Raw genomic sequence first — 15319 nt, 5'->3', positions numbered from 1 at the left:
TCTCAGGCGGCGGTGGCTACGTTGCCCGCGGCGATCGGGCGGTGGGGCGCCACGATCTGCCCGTCCGGCAGCAGCTCTCCGGTGTCGTCGAAGAAGAGCACGCCGTTGCAGAGAAGACTCCATCCCTGCTCGGGGTGGTGCGCCACCAGATGGGCGGCTTCCCGGTCGGCGGACTCCGCTGTCGGGCAGGGCGGTTGGTGCGAGCACATGGTGGCGGGCCTTCGTTGTGTCGTCCGGTGACTGCTGTCGCGGCTGATGGTGGTCATGACCGCTTCCCCCTGAATGTGTGGTGTTCTTTCGGTCTCCAGTCTCGTCCTGCGGATGCTCTTCCGCAGGGATTCCCCCGTATCGGTGCTTACGAGTGTGGGACGCGTCACTCTTCCGGATGGTTGCGCGGTCCCAGTGGCGGTTGTGGAACCGCCACCGGTCAGGCGGTGCGCAGCAGCGCGGGTGCGGCGGGGTGGAGCCGGTGGGTCAGCAGGGGCAGCAGTCCGTCCACGCGCACAGGGCGCTCCGCGGCGATTCCCGGGGGCGCGGGGGCGAGAGGGATGAGCAGATCGGCCGGCCCGAGGTGGTCCTGGTCCCTCGCGGGGCCGGGGCAGTGCAGCCAGAGGGTCACCATGTAGAGCTCGGGCACGCACAGCAGCCGCGGCTCGTACGTCGCGCTGAGAGTGCGTGCGGAGTCCAGGCAGCGCAGCGCCGAGGCGGCGTACGGGCCGTCGCTGAAGTGGGAGAAGGCCCAGCCGTCCGCGCTCGGCACGGAGTCGGCGGTGAGCAGCGGGCCGGTGTCTCCCGCGAGCAGGAAGCGCCAGCCCGTCAGAGGTGCGCTCGGCACGCGGTCGCCGATGCTCGGGAGCAGATGGAGCGGGAGTGCGGCTGCGACCCGCAGCTCGGGGCCCGGAGCGGGCTCGGAGGGCGGTTCGGACGGTGACGGAGGGGTCTGCCCGAAGGGGTGCGAGGAGCTGAGCGCGGCCTCGACAGTGCGCAGGGCGTGGCTGGGGGCCGTGCGGGCATGCAGGGGCATGGTGGGTCGCCTCTCGCTCGGGAGACAGGAAAATGACGTGGCAGTGCAGCGGTGCGGCAGTGCAGCGGTGCGCGGTGTGGCATGCGTGCGTGGCGGTGGGCGGGCGGCGTTTCCCCAGTGCCGTCCGCCGGGCGGAGCAGATGTCCATCAGGTGGGAGAAATGTGAAGCGCCTGTCACCGGTGCGCGACTTGTAGCAGCCTCTGGGTCGGAGTTTATACGAATCCGCCTCGATTGAGGTTTCTGCTAGCGAACTCCCGGTATTTCGGCAAGGCTGTATTCCGTCGTTATCCCGTCGAAATCCACAAGTCCTCCACCTGCGTGGATATGCTCGGGAAAGCCTTGACGAGGCTCGTGATCCGGTTCACGGACGGCTGGATTGCGTGCCGATGCGGAGCGCTGTCGGGAGCGAAGAGCATTTGTGCCGCATGCCATGGGAATGTGCCTGTCGAGTATTCTCCGAAAGATCTCTCCGGCCCCGATCGTACGCGTTGTCGATCACCTTCGGGGGCATCATCCGGGCACGCTCACCTGAGGAGGACCCGTACATGGGCGAGAAGGTCGCGGCCGACACATTCGGCCCTGCGGAGCGCAGACGGTACCGGGACAAGTTGCGTCGCTGTCTCGAAGCGCTCGACCTGCTGCTGGAGGAGCAGCGGTTCGACCGGCCCCGCGATCTGATGGGGCTGGAGATCGAGCTGAATCTCGCGGACGCCGACGGGTTGCCACGGATGAAGAACGACCAGGTGCTCGACCGGATCGCCAGCGAGGACTTCCAGTCCGAACTGGGGCGCTTCAACCTGGAGGTCAACATCCTTCCGCACCGGCTCAACGGCCGGGTTTTCGACCAGCTTGCCGAGGAACTGCGCACGGGACTCGGCTACGCGGACCGAAAGGCGCGGGAGGTCGCCGCGGGCATCGTGATGATCGGGATTCTGCCGACTCTCACGCACGAGGACCTGAGTTCCGCGAACCTTTCGGCGGACGACCGGTTCACCATGCTCAACGACCGCATCATGGCCGCCCGGGGGGAGGAGATCGAGCTGGACATCGAGGGCGTGGAGAGGCTGCAGCACGTCTGCGACTCCATCGCCCCCGAGGCCGCGTGCACCTCCGTGCAACTGCATCTGCAGGTGACGCCGGGGCGGTTCGCGGACGTGTGGAACGCGGCGCAGGCGATGGCCGCCGTGCAGGTGGCACTTGCCGCCAACTCGCCGTTCGTGTTCGGCCGCGAGCTGTGGCGGGAGTCCCGGATACCGCTCTTCCTCCAGGCGGCCGATCCCCGGCCCCCGGAGTTCGCGGCACAGGGGGTACGGCCCCGCACCTGGTTCGGAGAGCGGTGGATCGAGGGGCCGAAGGACCTTTTCGAGGAGAACCTGCGCTACTTCCCGGCGCTGCTGCCCGGCATCGCCGAGGAGGACCCGCTGGAGACGCTGGAGCGGGGCGAGGTGCCGGAGCTGTCGGAGATGGTGCTGCACAACGGGACCGTCTACCGGTGGAACCGGCCGGTCTACGGAGTGGTGGACTCGGTGCCCCATCTGCGGGTGGAGAACAGGGTGTTGCCGGCCGGGCCGACCGTGACCGATGTGATGGCCAACACCGCCTTCTACTACGGCCTGGTCCGCGCACTCGCCGACGAGGGACGTCCGCTGTGGTCCCGGATGCCCTTCGAGACGGCCGAGTCCAACTTCGAACTGGCCTGCCGGTACGGCATCGACGCACGGCTGACCTGGCCGCGGTCCGGGCGCGGCGCCGGCTCGGGCCAGGTGCCGGTGGATCGGCTGGTGCTGGAGGAGCTGCTGCCGATGGCCGCGTCCGGACTGGACGCCTGGGGTGTGGAGCCCGCCGACCGGGACCGCTACCTCGGTGTCATCGAGGCGCGCTGCGAACGCCGTACGAACGGCGCGTCCTGGCAGGTGGCCGCCTATCACCGGGCCAGGGAGAGCGGGTTGGACCGGGAGAAGGCGCTCGCCGCGACCGTGCGCAGATACGGCGAGCTGGCGCGCGCGGGGGAGCCGGTGCACTCCTGGCCGCCCGGCCCCTGGTCCTGAGCCGCCCGCGCCGCCGTCGGCCGCTGTCGGTGGGCGCAGGCGGCGCGGGCCCGCCGTGGGCCGGGACGCTGCCGTACGGCAGGCTGTGATCTGCTGAGCCGGGGCACCCGAGCGGCCGTTGTCGGTGCGGGTGCCCCGGCGGACGGGCGGAACACAGAGGAACGGGAGGTCCGCGTGCGGTCACTGCCTGCGCGAGAGCCGTACGGTCAGGGGCAGTTGCTGCCGCAGGACGCGCTGTCGCCGCGGATGGTGCGCAACGAGACGCTGCTCGTCCTGGGGCTCTCCCTGGGCGCGAGCGCGATCTCCGCGCTCATCAGCTTCACCGGTTCGCTGACCAGGCCGGGAGGGCTGGGCGACCAGGCGGCGAACCTCAACCGCTCGATGGCGCCCGACCGGCCCTGGCTCGACCTCGGTTGGCAGTTGTTCGGGATCGCGACCGCGCTGGTCCCCGTCCTGCTCGTCGGGCATCTGCTGCTGCGTGAGCGGGCCGGCATGGGTGCGATCGGATTCGACTTCCGCCGCCCCTGGTTCGACCTGGGGCGTGGGGCGGTGGTGGCCGCGGGCATCGGCGGCAGCGGGCTGCTGCTCTATCTCGGGGCGCAGCAGGCGGGGTTCAACCTGACGGTGGTGCCCGAGTCGCTTCCCGAGGTCTGGTGGAAGTTCCCGGTGCTGATCCTCTCGGCGACGGAGAACTCCGTCGTCGAGGAGGTGATCGTGATCGGCTATCTGCTGCGGCGGCTGGACCAGCTCGGCTGGAGCCCGATGGCGTCCATGGCGGCGAGCTCGGGGCTTCGGGGTCTGTACCACCTCTACCAGGGCATCGGCGGCATGATCGGCAACATGGTCATGGGCGTCATCTTCGTCTGGCTGTACCGGCGTTGGGGCCGCGTCGGACCGCTGGTGGCGGCGCACGCCCTGATCGACATCGTCGCCTTCATCGGCTACGCGCTGCTGGCGGGCAGGGTCGGCTGGCTGCCGACGGCCTGACGCGGCGCCCGCCTCCCGCCTGACGCGGCGCCTCCCGCCTCCCGCCTTGCGCGGCGCCCCGGCGGTCGCGGGGGCTCCTGCGCCCGGCCGGCGTCACAGGGGTACGCGCAGCTCCGCGTCCATCACCGCGACCGCGTCACCGCCGAGCAGCGTCCGTTCCCCGCGCACCGTGGTGTGCACGATCCCGCCGCGTGCGGACGCCTGGTACCCGACCAGTTGCTCCGACCCCAGGCGCGGTGACCAGAACGGCGCGAGGGCGGTGTGGGCGCTGCCGGTGACCGGGTCCTCGCCGACACCGACGTCCGGGTAGAAGCAGCGGGAGACGTAGTCGTAGGCTGAGGACGCGTCGGCCGCCCGCGCGGTGACGATCACTCCGCGGTCGGAGAGGCCCGCCAGCCTCCCCGGGGCGGGGCTGACGCTGCGCACGGCGCGCTCGTCCTCGACCTCCAGCAGCAGGTCCCCCACGTCGGGGCCGGTGCGCCAGGCGGAGCGGATCCGGGTGCCGCCCAGTGCCTCGCTGGCGCCCGCCAGGTCCTGCACGGGCGTGAGCGGAGCGGTGGGGAAGTCGAGCGTGAGAGGCCCCTCGGTCTCCCCGGTGGCCGTCAACACGCCGCTGAGGGTGGCGAATCGGACCTCGCCGGCGAGCCTGCCGGAGATGCGCAGCACGTGCGCGGTGGCGAGAGTGGCGTGACCGCACAGCCGTACCTCGGCGGCCGGTGTGAACCAGCGCAGCGCCCAGTCGGCCTCGGCGCCCGGCGGGAGCGGGCGGGCGTAGGCGGTCTCGGAGAGGTTCAGCTGCGAGGCGAGACGCTGGAGACGTTCGTCGGGAGGGAAGCCGTCCTCCAGCAGGACCACGGCGGCGGGGTTCCCGGAGAAGGGGCGATCGGTGAAGGTGTCGACGAAGTGGATCCTCATGGGGCGAGCATACGAGCGGCGGGCGCTGCCGGTCGGCGTCGTGCCCGGCCCCGGGACTCGGCCGTCGACGATCGTCCCGGGTCAGTCCAGGCGCCAGATCTCGGCGGCGTCGAACGCGTCGGACACCCGTGGCAGACGACCGGCGTCCTGGCTGCCGTCGTGGCAGTGGAAGGCGGACCAGAACACGTCGCCCGGCAGCGCGTCCGGCGGTGCGTACACGCGGTAGACGTACTCACGTCCCCCGGGCGCGGGCAGCGCCACCATCCAGACGCAGACGCGCGGACCTGTACGGGTGGTGGCCATCGGACTCCTCGGCCGGTTCGGCGGTGGCGGTCAGCTCCCAGGACGTGCGGGAGGGGTACGGCGGTTTCGCCGATCGATCCGCGGGTGGGATCAAATCACGTTCGGGGGAAGGCAGTTGACGGTTCGTCGGGTCGGCTGGAGCCGGTGGGACAGGTGTCAACGCCTCGACACTCATGTCGTCCGGGCGGCATGATGTGCGGATGCACGCCCCCGACCGCGCAGCCGCGCCCGTACGCAGGCTGGGCCTGACCCTCGCGCTGGTGTCCGCCCTCGCCTTCGGCGGTTCCGGGGTGATGGCCAAACCGCTCATCGAGGCCGGTCTCGCTCCGCTCCAGGTGGCCTGGCTGCGGGCCGCGGGCGCGGCCCTGGTGCTGCTTCCGCTCGCCTGGCGCCACCGCCGCCTGGTGCGCGAACGCCCGGCGCTGCTGCTGGGGTTCGGCATGCTGGGCGTCGCCGGGGTGCAGGCGTGCTACTTCGCCGCCATCGCGCGCATCCCGGTGGGAGTGGCGCTGTTGATCGAGTATCTGGCTCCCGCCCTGGTGCTGGGTTGGGTGCGGTTCGTGCAGCGCCGCCCGGTGAGCCGCGAGGCGGCCGTCGGCGTCGTCATCGCGGTGGCGGGCCTGGCCTGCGTCGTCGAACTGTGGGCGGGGCTCGGCTTCGACGCGCTCGGCGTCGCACTCGCACTCGCCGCCGCCTGCTGCCAGGTCGGATACCTCGTGCTCTCCGACCACGGCAGCGCCGGCGACCACCGGCCGCCGCCCGAGCCGGCCGGGGTGATCGCCTACGGCCTGCTCGTCGGTGCGCTGCTCCTGACCGTCCTGGCCCGGCCGTGGGACATGGAGTGGGCGGTGCTCGGCCGGTACGCGGCGATGGACGGCTTCGAGGTGCCGGGATACGTGCTCGCGGCCTGGACGGTCCTGGTGGCGACCGTGCTGGCCTATCTGACCGGGGTGCTCTCCATCCGCCGGCTCTCCCCGCAGGTCGCCGGGGTGGTCGCCTGTCTGGAGGCGGTCGTCGCCACGGTGCTGGCCTGGTTCCTGCTGGGGGAGCGGCTGGGCGCGATCCAGGTCCTGGGCGGTGCGCTGGTGCTCACCGGCGCGCTGATCGCGCAGCGCACGACGCCCCTGCAGGCCGCCGCGGAGCCCGTCGCCCGGGGTGGTGGCGGGCGGCGCCCGAAACCCGCCGGCCGGTCCGGGCCCGCGGAACCGCCCGGCCGGGGCGGCCCGCGGGCGCCGCTGGACGCTGCGGGGCGGGCGGGTTCCGCGGGCCGGACGGGGCCGACCGACTCACCGCCCGGCAGCGGCGGTTCGTAGCGTGCGGTCGAGGTCGCCGAGGTAGGCGGGCACGGGGATCGAGGGGTCCAGATCGGCCGCGGGCTCCGGTGCGCCGTGGACGGTGCGCACCGGCACGATGCCGCTCCAGTGCGGCAGTCCGAGGTCCTCCTCGTCGTCGTTGGGGCCGCCCTCGCGCACCTTCGCGGAGACCTCGGCCAGATCCACGCGGAGCAGCGCGGTGGCCGCGAGTTCACGCGCGTCGGCCCGCCGGATGTCCTGCGACCTGCCGGGGGCGACGCGTTCGACGAGGGCGTCCAGCATGGCCGCCTTGTGGTCGGTGTCGGTGACCGTGCGGGCGGTGCCGTGGACCATCACCGAGCGGTAGTTGAGCGAGTGGTGCATTGCTGAGCGGGCCAGCACCAGTGCGTCGACGTGGGTCACGGTGACGCACACCGGCAGGCCCTCGTCGCCGCGGCCGGCGAGCATCGGCCGCGATCCGGTGGAGCCGTGGAGGTAGATCTGCTCGCCGTGGCGCACGTACATGGTGGGCAGTACGACGGGTGCGCCGTCGCGCACGAATCCCAGATGGCACAGGAAGCCGCTGTCGAGTATCGCGTGCACGGTCGCGCGGTCGTAGTGGGCCCGGCCGGGGTTGCGGGTGGGGACGTTGCGTTCGGTCGTCGGGTAGTCGGTGCCCACGGCGTGCCTCGATTCTGTATTAGTGCATAATGTTGTTTGTGTGAGGAGGATAGATGATCGAAGGAACGAACGCAGCCGAGATCGCCCTCAGCGTGGAGGGCGAACTCGGCTCGGGGGAGCTGGCGCCGGGGCAACTGCTCCCGCCCATCAGGCAGTTGGCCGCTCAGCTCGGCGTGAACCCCAACACGGTGGCCGCCGCGTACCGCACTCTGCGCGAGCGCGGAGTGATCGAGACCGCCGGACGACGCGGCAGCCGCATCCGCGAGCGGCCCGCCACCACGCCGCGCGAGACGCTGGGCGTGCAGGTGCCGCAGGGAGTGGCGGACGTCTCGCAGGGCAACCCCGACCCGGCCCTGCTGCCCTCGCTCCGGGCCGCGCTCGCCGCCGCGGCGCCCCGGTACGGCGCCGGCGCCCCGTTGTACGGCGGGCCCTCCCTCGCCGAGGAGTTCGAGACTCTGGCGCGCGAGCAGCTGCTGCGCGACGGCGTACCGCCCGGGCCCCTCGCCGCGACCTCGGGCGCCTCCGACGCGATCGAGCGCGTGCTCGCCGCCCATCTGCGTCCCGGTGACGCGGTCGCTCTCGAGGACCCCGGGTGGGGAAGCCTGCTCGACCTGGTCCCCTCCCTCGGGCTGCGTCCGGTGCCCGTCGCGCTCGACGACGACGGCCCGCTGCCGGCGTCGGTGGCGGGCGCGCTCGAACGCGGGGCGAGGGCCCTGCTGGTCACCACCCGGGCGCAGAACCCCACCGGCGCGGCGCTGTCCGCCGACCGCGCGAAGGAGCTGCGCCCACTGCTCGCAGCCCGCCCCGAAACGCTGCTGATCGAGGACGACCACGGGCACGGCATCGTCGCCGCCCCGCCGCAGCTGCTCGCCGGAGCCACCAGGCACTGGGCGCTGGTGCGCTCCACCGCCAAGGCGTACGGACCGGACCTGCGGCTCGCCGTACTGACCGGCGACGAGGTCACCCTCGACCGGGTCCGGGGCCGCCAGCGGCTCGGCCCGGGCTGGGTGAGCCACCTCCTCCAGACGACCGTCAGCGAGCTGTGGCGCGCCGGCGCCGTCGACCCCGCCGCAGTCGGCGCCGCGTACGACCGGAGCCGGGGGCGGCTGCTGGACCGGCTGGCGCGGCAGGGAGTACGGGCGCAGGGGCGCAGTGGGATGAACGTGTGGGTGCCGGTGCCCGAGGAGAGCGCCGTGGTCAGCAGGCTGCTGCTGGCCGGTTGGGCGGTCGCGCCCGGCGCCCGGTTCCGGCTCTCCTCCCCGCCCGCGGTCCGGCTGACCGTCTCGGGTCTGGCGGACGCGCGCATCGACGCCCTCGCCGACGCCGTGGCTGAGGCGGTGCGTCCGGGGCCGGCCCGCCGCTACGGCTGAGCGCCCGACGGCGCGGCGGCGGCGCGGCTGCGGACGCGCACCGTGACGGTGTGCGCGTACGAGCCCGGGTGCGGCGTCGTGCCGCGGTGCAGCCAACCGGAGGCGCCGCGCCGCCGTACGGTGTCGCACGCCGTCGCGCAGGCGGGCGGCGACGGGCCGGCGGCGCACGGCTGCGCACCGGTGCGCCGGGCGCGAACCGGCGGTGACGCGCGGCCGGTTGGCGCCCGGCGCACCCGGCGCCGCGGTCTCAACCGAGCCTGATGCTGCCGCCCTCGACGTTGATGCGCGCCTCCGGCAGCGGCTCGCGGGCGGGTCCGCCCGTGACGCTGCCGTCCGCCACGGAGAACGCGCTCTGGTGGCAGGCGCAGTTGATCGAGCCGTCCTTGACTGAGCTCACCAGGCACCCCTTGTGGGTGCACTCGGCCGAGTACGCCTTGAACTCGCCCTCCGTCGGCTGCACCACCACGACCTTCTCCTCGCGGAACACCTTGCCCTCGCCGGGCTGGATGTCGTCGGTCCTGGCCAACTCCTTTCCGCCGCCGCCCTCTTCACCGCCGCCCTCTTCACCGTCCTCGGGCGACTCCTTGCCCTCGGCGGACCGGTCCTCGGAATCGCTCGAACCGTCTGCGCCCTTGTCCTCGGAACCGCCGCAGGCGGCGAGCGCGGTGGTGAGGCCGGCGGCTCCGGCGGCGGTGAGCACGGCGCGACGGCTGGCCCTTGCTGCGGACATGGGTGGTCCTTCCTGCTCGGGAACCGGATCGGCGACACCGCCACTGCGGCCGGCCCGCCGACCCCGGGCGGTACGGAGCCGTCGGGGGCGCCCGGACTCCGTGACCTCCAGTACGCGCCGCGGCGCCCGCGCGTTCAACGTGTGCGCTGCCGGACGTGCGTGCGTCTGCCCGCGCCCACGGGCGGACGGGCCCGCGGACGGACGCGTCCACGGGCGGACGGGCCCGCGGACGGACGCGTCCACGGACGGACGGGCCCGCGGGCGGACCGACCCGCCCGGGGTGTGCCGCCGCCGGGGCGTACCTGCTCCGTGGGCGCGCCTGCCCCTGGGTGTTCCCACGGAGGGAGGTGCTCGCCGCAGGACGTGCTGCTCGCGGTCGGCGGCGAGGGGCCACTCGTTCGACTCGGCAGCTGTGGCGCCGTGTGCGGGCGCGCCGGACAGTGGTGGCGAGCAGTACCGGCAGCCCGGGCGTCCCGCGAGGGCGCACCCCGTCACAGGAAGAGGGCGATGCGATGCCAGCCCTGCGTGCTCTGACTCTCGTCGCCCGCGTCCTGCGGGAGGTCGGCCGTGGGGCCGCGAAGCGGAAGAAGGCCAAGGGAGGGGGCGGCCGCCGAAGGGCCCGCTCCGCTCCGCGGCGACGGTAGCGGCCGATCGGCTCGGGGTCCGTCGAACTGCGGCCGACCGGGCGCGGACGCCGGACGCGCCCCACCGGTCTCCGCGGGCGCGTCCCACCGGTGCTCTCCACGGACGCGCCGCGCCGGCGCTCCGTTCGGCGCACCGCAACGGCAGGTTCGGTTCGCCCCGGCTCCGCTGCCGGGGCCCGGTGGGGCAGCCGGTCGGCGGAGCCGGGACGCGAGAGGCCGGTTGCTCAGCGTCGGCCGGCTGCGGAGTCCATCGCCAGCTCGCCCTGGTTGAGCGTGCGGGAGTGGTAGTAGGCGGCCTGGATCTCCTCGTCGGTGTTGTCCTCGCGCAACTGCTCCGACCACACCATGAAGTAGGTCCACTCCGTCTGGCTCTCCAGCAGCTGGGCGTCCGGAACCCTGCCCATCTCGGCGAGCGCGATCGGCTTGTCGCCGGCTATGTCCCGCAGTTGGCGGTAGTCCGCGTCGCTGGGGTGGCCCTTGTACCAGACGTCGAGCGAGACGACGTCGGCGTAGTCGTCACCGGGGTAGTAGCTGTCCCAGCCGCCGTCGGGGTTGTCCTGGACGTTCCACACCCAGACCAGGTTGTCGAGTCCCCTGGTGTCCTCGAGGTAGTCGCGGGTGAGCTGGAAGAGCCGGGCGCCGCCGTCCTCGCCGGGCTGCTCGCCCCACCAGTTCCACGACTCGTTCATCTCGTGGAAGGGCCGGAAGAGCGCCGGGATTCCGTCGTCCTGGAGCTGCTCGAGGTAGGGCGCGATCTCGTCCAGGCGGCTCTTCCAGGTCGCGTTGAGCTCGGTGCCGTCCGTGACGATGTCGCGGAACTCCTGCGGGGTGATGTCGGACTTCACCCCGCCCTCGAACTCGCAGGTGGACGGCCCGGTGGGCGGGCAGGCGTGCCAGGACAGGGCGACCAGCGAGCCGTTGGCCCACTCCGTCTTCGCCTGGTCGATCACCAACTGCCGGTCCCGTGCGTCCTGTTCGCGGAACATCAGGTCGCCGCCCCACAGGCCGGGGTACTCGCCGGTGATGTCGTGCACCTGCTTGGTGTACTGCGAGGGCTGGTTGGCCGGTTCCTTGTTGTGCTGGCCCGAGACGATTCCCGACCCCCGGACGGAGTGCAGGTAGTCCAGTACGGCCTGTTTGTCGGCGGTGGGCAGCGCCTGGGCGGAGGTGGGAGCCAGGCTCAGGGCCGCGGCTGCCGCGGTGAGGACGGCAACGCCCAGCGCGGCGAGCGAACGGCGGGTGGAGCGCAGACTTCGGTGGATACGCATGGACGTCTCTTTCGTGGGGGGACAGGGACGTTGCGTCGCGGGGGAGTCCGGTGGTGCCGCGCCGTGGATGTGCAGGAGCGTCCAACTCCCCGGCGCACCGCACAATCTAGCGATCGCGCCCGTCCGAGGTGGCCGAAGCCGGGGACCGGGGCGCTCGGCGTGAGGCCGTCGAAGCGGGCGCCAACTCCCCGCGTCTGCCCGTCGGTTGACGTCCCCCGCCCGGCGCACCCGGGGCCCGGGCACGTGTCCGCGCCGTGCTCAGCCAGGGCCGGCGGGCCCGTTCGCCCTGGAGGCGGCTGCGTCCTCCGAGCGGCGGCGGACGCGGACCACCGCGACCGCGGCAGCGAGGACGAAGAGCGCCAGCCCGACCCACAGCACCCACTTCTCGGGCCAGGGCGCCAGCGGCGCGTCCTGCGGTGAACGTCCGCCGTCCACCCCGCTGACGACCACCGCCACCAGGGCGAGCAGCACGGCGACCACCGCGGCCCGGCCCAGCCACCGGGCACTGAGCGGCAGTGCGCTCTCGCGGGTGCGCGCTCCGCGGGCGGTGAGGCGTTCACTGCGACGGGCCGGCGCCGCCAAGCGGGCGAGGAGCAACAGCGCGATGGGGATCTGGAGCACCCAGAGCATGGTGCGGAACGGTCCGTCGAACCAGCCCTGCGTGGTGTAGAGCAGCGTGTGCCAGGCGCTCAGTATGTAGACGACGATGGCGAAGCGGTGCAGCGCCAGCCACGCGCGGGAGCCGGTGCGGTGGCGGAGGTAGAAGGCGAGCCCCAGGGGGATGGCCAGATAGAGGGCCAACAGGCCCACCAGGATGGCGACCCGGCCGGTGCCGGTGGCGTAACCGCCCGGCACGAACACGTCGACGAAGGCGGTCCACACGCTGCGCCCGGTCGACCACTGGTCCCGGTTGGTGCGTATCTGCTCCAGGAAGAAGAACAGCGCGTGCATGAACATCAGCCCGATGGTGGTCAGGCTGGTGGTGCGGTGCCACTTCTCCAGCCGCGCCGCGGAGAGCCGGCGCAGACGCGGCCTCGGCCCCGAGCGCAGCAGCCCGAAGACCACCGTGGCGTACGCCCACAGCATCGCCGACCAGCCGAACGCCTGGCACATCCAGTACATCCAGAACTCGTCGGCGTCCGCCAGCATCGGCATGATCTTGATCGTCGCCGAACTGCCGTTCTCCACACGGACGTAGAGCAGCCAGTAGATCAACACCGTGATCAGCAGGGCGAGCGACGCGTCGGGGACGGCGCCCCGCAGATCGGCGCGCAGCGCCGCCCAGTCGAACCGGCCGCGGTCCTTGCCGCGGCCGGGACCGGGCGTTGTCGACACGGAGGAATTCGGCACCACGAACTCGCCCTCCTGCTGTTCTCGCGGAGCACTGACGGGAGACCCACACAGGGGAGTTCGTGGACGGCCAACTGCCCCACGGTGGAGGGTATCTGCACGTATCCCGGTACGGAAGACGATGATCAGACCTGGCGGACGGCGACGGGCTTCCCGCGTCCCGTCCCGAGTCGCCGCCCACCTCTCGCCCTGGCGTGCGTCGGGGCGCCCCGGGCCCGGAGGGTGGACGAGGTGGCCGTCGCGGAGTCGCGCCTGCTCGTTGAGGACGGCCGGCCGGGCCTCGCTTCGGGCGCCCGCGGCCCCGTCAGCCCGCCCCCGCTTCCGAAGCCGACGCCGCTCCCGACGCCGACCCCGTCCCCGCGGCCCTCGCGGTGCCCGCTCGTGTGCGTGCGGGTGCGGGTTCCAGGCGGACCACCAGCGACTTCGACGTGGGCTGATTGCTGATGTCCGCCACGCTGCCCAGCGGCACCAGCACCTGGGTCTCGGGGTAGTACGCCGCCGCGCAGCCCCGGCTCGTCGGGTAGGGGACGACGCGGAAGTCCTCCGCGCGGCGCTCCTCCCCGCCGTCCCACACGCCGACCAGATCGACCAACTGATTCTCGGTCAGGCCGAGTTCGGCGATGTCGTGCGCACTGACCAGAACCACCCTGCGGCTCCCGTGGATGCCCCGGTAGCGGTCGTTGTTCGCGTACGGGACCGTGTTCCACTGGTCGTGCGAGCGAAGCGTCTGCAGCAGCAGGTGTCCGGGCGGGGCCTGCGGCATCTCCCAGGCGTTGCGGGTGAACAGCGCCTTGCCCACCGAGGTCACGAAGACTCCTTCGTTGACCGGGTTGGGCAGCAGGATGCCGCCGGGGCGGACCACTCGCCGGTTGAAGTCCCGGAACCCCGGAACGATGCGAGCGATGCGGTCCCGGATCGATCCGTAGTCGGCCTCGAACCGCTCCCAGGGGATGTCGACCCGACCGCCCACGGTGCGGCGCGCCAGCCGGCACAGAATGGCGACCTCGCTGAGCAGCCGACTCGACGCCGGCTCCAGCCGTCCGTGCGAGGTGTGCACCTCGCTCATCGAGTTCTCCACGGTGACGAACTGCTCGCCGCCGGACTGTACGTCGACCTCGGTGCGGCCCAGGGTCGGCAGGATCAGCGCGGTCTCGCCGCAGACCGTGTGCGATCTGTTGAGCTTGGTCGAGACGTGCGCCGTCAGACGGCATCTGCGCATCGCCGCCACGGTGAACTCCGTGTCCGGAGCCGCCATCACGAAGTTGCCCGCCACTCCGAGGAAGACCCTGACCCGTCCCTCGTGCATGGCCCTGATCGAGTCGACCGAGTCGAGCCCGTGCTCCCGCGGCGGCTCGAAGCCGAACTCCTCGCGCAGCGCGTCGAGGAAGGAGTCGGGCATCTGCTCCCAGATGCCCATGGTGCGGTCGCCCTGCACGTTGCTGTGGCCGCGGACCGGACAGGCGCCCGTGCCGACCCTGCCGAGATTCCCGCGCAGCAGCAGGAAGTTGACGATCTCCCTGATCGTCGGGACGCCGTGCTTGTGCTGGGTGATGCCCATCGCCCAGCAGACGACGACCCGTTCGCTGTGCAGCACGTCGTTGCGCACCAGCTCGATCTCGGCGCGCGTGAGCCCGGTCGCCCGCAGGATGTCCTCCCACTCGACGGACCGGGCGTGACGCGAGAACTCCTCGAAGCCGTGGGTGTGCGAGCGGATGAAGTCGTGGTCCAGCACGCCGCCGGGCCGTGCGTCCTCGGCCTCCAGTAGCAGCCGGTTCAGCCCCTGGAAGAGGGCGAGGTCGCCGCCGCTGCGGATCTGCAGGAACCGGTCGGCGATCGGTACGCCGCGACCGATCACACCGCGTGCCTTCTGCGGGTTCCTGAACCTCAGCAGACCCGCCTCCGGCAGGGGGTTGACCGCGACGACGCGGGCCCCGTTGCGCTTGGCCTCCTCCAGCGCGGAGAGCTGGCGCGGGTGGTTGCTGCCGGGGTTCTGCCCGACGAGGAAGATCAGGTCGGCCTGGTGCAGGTCTTCCAGGCTCACCGTCCCCTTGCCGGTGCCGAGCGTCTCGTGCAGCGCGAAACCGCTGGACTCGTGGCACATGTTGCTGCAGTCCGGCAGGTTGTTGGTGCCGTGTGCGCGAGCGAGCAGCTGGAGGACGAAGGCGGCCTCGTTGCTCACCCGGCCCGAGGTGTAGAAGACGGCCTCGTCGGGGGAGGCCGCCGACTTCAGCTCGTCGGCGATCAGGTCCAGGGCGTCGTCCCACTCGATGGGCTCGTAGTGCTGCGAACCGGGGCGTTTGACCATCGGCTCGGTGAGCCGGCCCTGTTGGTTGAGCCAGAGGTCGGAGCGTTCGGCCAGCTCCGGGATCGAATGCTCGCGGAAGAAGTCCGTGGTGATCCGCCGGGTCGTGGCCTCGTCGTTGATGTGCTTGGCGCCGTTCTCGCAGTACTCGTTGAGGTGCCGGCGGCCGGGCGCGGGGTCGGCCCAGGCGCAGCCGGGGCAGTCGATCCCGTCGACCTGGTTCATGTTGAGAAGTGTCAGCCCGGTGCGGCGCGCGGAGGTCTCCTCCAGGGAGTACTCCAGGGCGTGCGCGACCGCGGGCACACCCGCCGCCCACTTCTTGGGCGCGGTCACCGAGAGTTCCTCTTCGGGCTCCTCGCCCGCCGGCCTGTGCGTCACAGCGACCTCCGCTCTCGTACCGCTCG

General features: G+C 72.3%; 13 protein-coding genes. 4 read left to right on the top strand and 9 right to left on the bottom strand.

The genetic code is table 11. The features are described 5' to 3' along the window. Nucleotides 1-2: 2 nt before the first annotated feature. A complete protein-coding gene (locus tag MTQ01_RS23905) occupies nucleotides 3-209 on the bottom strand; it encodes a DUF5999 family protein (RefSeq protein WP_282614087.1) in 207 nt (68 codons plus the stop codon). A 218-nt stretch (nucleotides 210-427) separates the two neighbouring features. Continuing rightward, complete coding sequence (locus MTQ01_RS23900) at nucleotides 428-1024, bottom strand: hypothetical protein (RefSeq protein ID WP_247492945.1); 597 nt, start codon at nucleotides 1022-1024, stop codon at nucleotides 428-430. A 546-nt stretch (nucleotides 1025-1570) separates the two neighbouring features. Between MTQ01_RS23900 and MTQ01_RS23895 the strand changes: the two genes are divergently transcribed. Both MTQ01_RS23895 and MTQ01_RS23890 read left to right on the top strand, forming a co-directional pair. Continuing rightward, the gene (locus MTQ01_RS23895; protein WP_247492944.1) at nucleotides 1571-3073 is read left to right on the top strand and encodes a glutamate-cysteine ligase family protein; all 1503 of its coding nucleotides are present in this window, start codon (nucleotides 1571-1573) and stop codon (nucleotides 3071-3073) included. Nucleotides 3074-3319: 246 nt separating this feature from the next. Further along, on the top strand, nucleotides 3320-4060 hold the full coding sequence (locus MTQ01_RS23890; RefSeq protein WP_247492962.1) for a CPBP family intramembrane glutamic endopeptidase: 741 nt from the start codon (nucleotides 3320-3322) through the stop codon (nucleotides 4058-4060). Between the two features lie 93 nt (nucleotides 4061-4153). Here the strand turns inward: MTQ01_RS23890 and MTQ01_RS23885 are convergent, their stop codons facing one another. Further along, nucleotides 4154-4975: a PhzF family phenazine biosynthesis protein gene (locus MTQ01_RS23885; RefSeq protein WP_247492943.1), complete on the bottom strand. Its 822-nt coding sequence runs from the start codon at nucleotides 4973-4975 to the stop codon at nucleotides 4154-4156. Between the two features lie 81 nt (nucleotides 4976-5056). Then, nucleotides 5057-5278, bottom strand: a complete 222-nt coding sequence (locus MTQ01_RS23880) for a hypothetical protein (RefSeq protein ID WP_308294438.1) — start codon at nucleotides 5276-5278, stop codon at nucleotides 5057-5059. 200 nt (nucleotides 5279-5478) lie between these two features. On the opposite strand from MTQ01_RS23880, the gene MTQ01_RS23875 reads away from it, so the two are divergent. Next, the gene (locus MTQ01_RS23875) at nucleotides 5479-6591 is read left to right on the top strand and encodes a DMT family transporter (RefSeq protein ID WP_247492942.1); all 1113 of its coding nucleotides are present in this window, start codon (nucleotides 5479-5481) and stop codon (nucleotides 6589-6591) included. Here the strand turns inward: MTQ01_RS23875 and MTQ01_RS23870 are convergent. Further along, a complete protein-coding gene (locus tag MTQ01_RS23870) occupies nucleotides 6565-7251 on the bottom strand; it encodes a pyridoxamine 5'-phosphate oxidase family protein (RefSeq protein ID WP_247492941.1) in 687 nt (228 codons plus the stop codon). The genes MTQ01_RS23875 and MTQ01_RS23870 overlap by 27 nt on opposite strands. Before the next feature lie 53 nt (nucleotides 7252-7304). On the opposite strand from MTQ01_RS23870, the gene MTQ01_RS23865 reads away from it, so the two are divergent. Next, on the top strand, nucleotides 7305-8621 hold the full coding sequence (locus MTQ01_RS23865; RefSeq protein WP_247492940.1) for an aminotransferase class I/II-fold pyridoxal phosphate-dependent enzyme: 1317 nt from the start codon (nucleotides 7305-7307) through the stop codon (nucleotides 8619-8621). Nucleotides 8622-8868: 247 nt separating this feature from the next. Here the strand turns inward: MTQ01_RS23865 and MTQ01_RS23860 are convergent, their stop codons facing one another. From MTQ01_RS23860 to MTQ01_RS23845, 4 genes are all read right to left on the bottom strand, one after another. Continuing rightward, nucleotides 8869-9351, bottom strand: coding sequence for a Rieske (2Fe-2S) protein (locus tag MTQ01_RS23860; protein ID WP_247492939.1), 483 nt, complete (start codon nucleotides 9349-9351; stop codon nucleotides 8869-8871). A gap of 868 nt (nucleotides 9352-10219) precedes the next feature. After that, the gene (locus tag MTQ01_RS23855) at nucleotides 10220-11263 is read right to left on the bottom strand and encodes a glycosyl hydrolase (RefSeq protein WP_247492938.1); all 1044 of its coding nucleotides are present in this window, start codon (nucleotides 11261-11263) and stop codon (nucleotides 10220-10222) included. A 258-nt stretch (nucleotides 11264-11521) separates the two neighbouring features. Next, nucleotides 11522-12598, bottom strand: a complete 1077-nt coding sequence (locus tag MTQ01_RS23850; protein ID WP_247492937.1) for a ferric reductase-like transmembrane domain-containing protein — start codon at nucleotides 12596-12598, stop codon at nucleotides 11522-11524. A gap of 319 nt (nucleotides 12599-12917) precedes the next feature. Then, nucleotides 12918-15293 carry an FdhF/YdeP family oxidoreductase gene (locus MTQ01_RS23845; protein ID WP_247492936.1) on the bottom strand — a complete coding sequence of 792 codons (2376 nt, stop codon included), beginning with the start codon at nucleotides 15291-15293 and terminating at the stop codon, nucleotides 12918-12920. Between the last annotated feature and the right edge of the window lie 26 nt (nucleotides 15294-15319).

The organism is Streptomyces sp. XM4193 (assembly GCF_023072595.1).
Classification (GTDB): domain Bacteria; phylum Actinomycetota; class Actinomycetes; order Streptomycetales; family Streptomycetaceae; genus Streptomyces.
This window is presented reverse-complemented; position numbering and strand designations above follow the sequence as displayed.